A 2,625-nucleotide genomic window follows, 5' to 3' on the forward strand; every position below is an offset into this window, starting at 1 on the left:
ATGGGTAGCTGGTGCCATGACTCGGTTTCTACGCTTTAACGCTGTTAGATGCCGGAGCTACCCGGCAATTTATTGCGGCACCCAATGCTGAATGCCAACTCCCGATACTTTGCACCAGCGCTACCCATGGCGCCAGGAACCAGAACACCGAATGCGCGGAAACTGGCCGATGTATGCGCCGGATTACCCCGCGACCAAAACACCAAATTACCGGCCAAAGCCGTTGCCGGACTGAGGGCTGTTTTCTGCCTGCCGGCAACCACCCAAACCGGGCCCAAACAACCAGACCAAAAAGCACCGGAGTAAGGCCTTTAACGCCCGCCATCACCGGTGGCAAAACCGCAGCGAAGCGGAGGGTTTGGCATCCGGTGCATGGCATGCGCCTTGTTATGATGGAGTGATTCACTGCCTAGCTCTTGTGGGATGTCTGGAAGAGCTCAAAAAAATCGCCGGCAGAAAACAACGTCATCACCCCAAGAAAACCGAACACTAAGAAGATACCCGCAGCATACACACGCCACGCGTACTGCCCGATACTGTCATTGTGCTTACCAGCAGCAATCCAAAGCCGAACCGCACTGTAAGGAAACCAAAAATATAGAACTGCAACTATTGGGATCATCGTGAACGCTGGTAAAACCCAAATTGCGACCTCTGGCGGCACGACACTGGCGTAACGGACCAACAATTTTGGTATGACAAAAGCCGCCAACACCAGCCAAATAAACAGATACACCGAATACAGCAAGTGCTCAATGAAAAATATATGAACAGGCTTCCTTGTTACGTTCATAGAAAATCACTCATAACGCTTGCAGCATGCGCGCCTACGAAATGCAGCCGAAGGCGCAATGTAAAGGGCGTCGCCGTGCCTGCATTTGTTATGGATTTTTGCCATTTTCGATAGCATTCAGGATAGCAATATCGTCAAATGGCTTATCAAAATAATCCGTTTGCTCCAAAATATTTTGAACACTCGTTGGAAGCTCTAGATACTTCTTTTTCAGCGCCCAAGTAGATTCACCAAAAACCAGTAATTTTATATTCTGTACAATCTCTTTTGGTGTGCCGGAAATATCAGCACCCTCCAAAACAGCAATTGCGTAAGCCAATTCAGTCAGCTCTGGCTTTTCGCAAACTCCCGAAACAAGCGAGCTACGGGTGATAAGAAAAGCTCTAACATCCTCGATACTGTAGCCACGCAAATGCTCGATCACTAACTCATCGGGTAAAGGGCGACTGGCTGCTACCTGTTCGCACCGCTCTACTGCTTCTCCATATTGGGCAATTCTTTCAGAGATATACCGATGTGCACTAACTTCGTCATTACTGCCAGCTAGAGCAGAAGTGGCCGCGAGGAGTATAGGGAATGCGAACTTGAAATTGATTTTCATATTTAGTAGCCCCCGCAACCGTTATCCACGGCTTCCCAGAACTGGCGTTGCTCGTATGACAACCCTGCTCTGAGTCTTTGCATTTGGGCAATTTTGGATATGTTTTTTCTTACGATAGGCTGGATTTTGCTCATAGACTGCGCGAACAAAACCCAGTCAGTGGAATGAACGTTGAAAGTTACTTGCGTAGAGTTATTGCCAAGAAATATCGTTGTTAGAACACCAGCAGGTAAAAGAATCTCAAGCATGTTTCCATTGCGCTGAGCCTTCCTTATTGCCTCCAGTGCTTCCTGATCTTCAGAATCTAGCTTCAAGCCCGAAATCGTAGGACAGTCCATTGTACTTTCTCCTTTCCATGGTTTTTTCAAAAACAGATACTACCCAGTGGCTTACAATCCGGCAACCACTGCCATAACGCCCGCAATCACGTGCTTGTCGCGTGGATTGCATTGTTATGCCACCTGGACCAAAATATACCAATTATTGGTACTAGCGGGGGTGGCATCATGCAAAAGAACACTAGCATCACTTTAGGCCAACATTTTGATGCTTTCATTGCAGAACAGCTCAAAAATGGCCGATACAGCTCAACCAGCGAGGTCGTTCGTGCCGCATTGCGCCTGCTTGAAGAGTCTGAAACCCGCCTGACGACACTTCGTAAATTGCTCAAGGAAGGCGAGGACAGTGGTTTCGAAGACTACTCCTATGACTCGTTTATTCGTGAACTGGACAACGAAAGGCGCTGATGCCAAGTTTCAAGCTTTCCAGGAAGGCCAAAGCTGACCTCAAATCTATTGCCCTATACACGGAACGTGAATGGGGTCGAGATCAACGAAACCACTATGTTCTCCAGTTCGACCAATGCTTCCACCTTCTGGCTGATAATCCGAACTTGGGGCAAGCTTGCGATGAGATAAGTCCGGGCTACCGACAGTACCCCCAGGGGAGCCACATCATATTTTATCGGCTAGCCACCGAGGGGATTGTTGAAATTATCCGCATCCTACACAAACGCATGTTGCCTGAGGGGCATCTGCTTTAGGGCATAACGCAGAGCGCACCGGTGGCCTTTACAGAGCGGAGCGGCGTAAAGGGCATCCGAGTGACGCGTTTGATACTGATTGAGCCTTCTCCCCAGCCTAGCGGTTGCCCGCTAAGCTGGAAGGCGACCAAGCACTACAAGGGAGAAGACTCAATGAACTTTTACCATAGCACCCACCGCCATTATTGT

Annotated in this window: 5 protein-coding genes; 2 read left to right on the forward strand and 3 right to left on the reverse strand. The window is 48.9% G+C overall.

Annotation, left to right across the window (positions count from 1 at the left end; genetic code table 11):
• Positions 1-409 precede the first annotated feature (409 nt).
• The 3 genes from QPL96_RS19265 to QPL96_RS19275 all read right to left on the reverse strand — a co-directional run bounded on the left by QPL96_RS19265 (position 410) and on the right by QPL96_RS19275 (position 1,732).
• The gene (locus tag QPL96_RS19265; protein ID WP_303288893.1) at positions 410-793 is read right to left on the reverse strand and encodes a hypothetical protein; all 384 of its coding nucleotides are present in this window, start codon (positions 791-793) and stop codon (positions 410-412) included.
• 88 nt (positions 794-881) lie between these two features.
• Positions 882-1,394 (reverse strand): hypothetical protein, encoded by a 513-nt coding sequence (locus tag QPL96_RS19270; protein ID WP_303288894.1) that lies wholly within the window; start codon positions 1,392-1,394, stop codon positions 882-884.
• 2 nt (positions 1,395-1,396) lie between these two features.
• A complete protein-coding gene (locus QPL96_RS19275) occupies positions 1,397-1,732 on the reverse strand; it encodes a hypothetical protein (protein WP_303288895.1) in 336 nt (111 codons plus the stop codon).
• A 168-nt stretch (positions 1,733-1,900) separates the two neighbouring features.
• On the opposite strand from QPL96_RS19275, the gene QPL96_RS19280 reads away from it, so the two are divergent.
• Entirely contained in the window at positions 1,901-2,140 is a 240-nt protein-coding gene (locus tag QPL96_RS19280) for a type II toxin-antitoxin system ParD family antitoxin (RefSeq protein ID WP_303288896.1), read from the forward strand.
• Positions 2,140-2,436 carry a type II toxin-antitoxin system RelE/ParE family toxin gene (locus tag QPL96_RS19285; protein WP_303288897.1) on the forward strand — a complete coding sequence of 99 codons (297 nt, stop codon included), beginning with the start codon at positions 2,140-2,142 and terminating at the stop codon, positions 2,434-2,436. Before QPL96_RS19280 ends, QPL96_RS19285 begins: the two co-directional genes overlap by 1 nt.
• Positions 2,437-2,625 lie beyond the last annotated feature (189 nt).

This window comes from Marinobacter sp. SS8-8 (genome assembly GCF_030540945.1).
Classification (GTDB): Bacteria; Pseudomonadota; Gammaproteobacteria; order Pseudomonadales; family Oleiphilaceae; genus Marinobacter.

Coding starts and splice junctions, on each gene's coding strand:
- QPL96_RS19270 (WP_303288894.1), bottom strand. CDS start 1,394: ATGAAAATCAATTTCAAGTTCGCATTCCCTATACTCCTCGCGGCCACT.
- QPL96_RS19265 (WP_303288893.1), bottom strand. CDS start 793: ATGAACGTAACAAGGAAGCCTGTTCATATATTTTTCATTGAGCACTTG.
- QPL96_RS19275 (WP_303288895.1), bottom strand. CDS start 1,732: ATGGACTGTCCTACGATTTCGGGCTTGAAGCTAGATTCTGAAGATCAG.
- QPL96_RS19280 (WP_303288896.1), top strand. CDS start 1,901: ATGCAAAAGAACACTAGCATCACTTTAGGCCAACATTTTGATGCTTTC.
- QPL96_RS19285 (WP_303288897.1), top strand. CDS start 2,140: ATGCCAAGTTTCAAGCTTTCCAGGAAGGCCAAAGCTGACCTCAAATCT.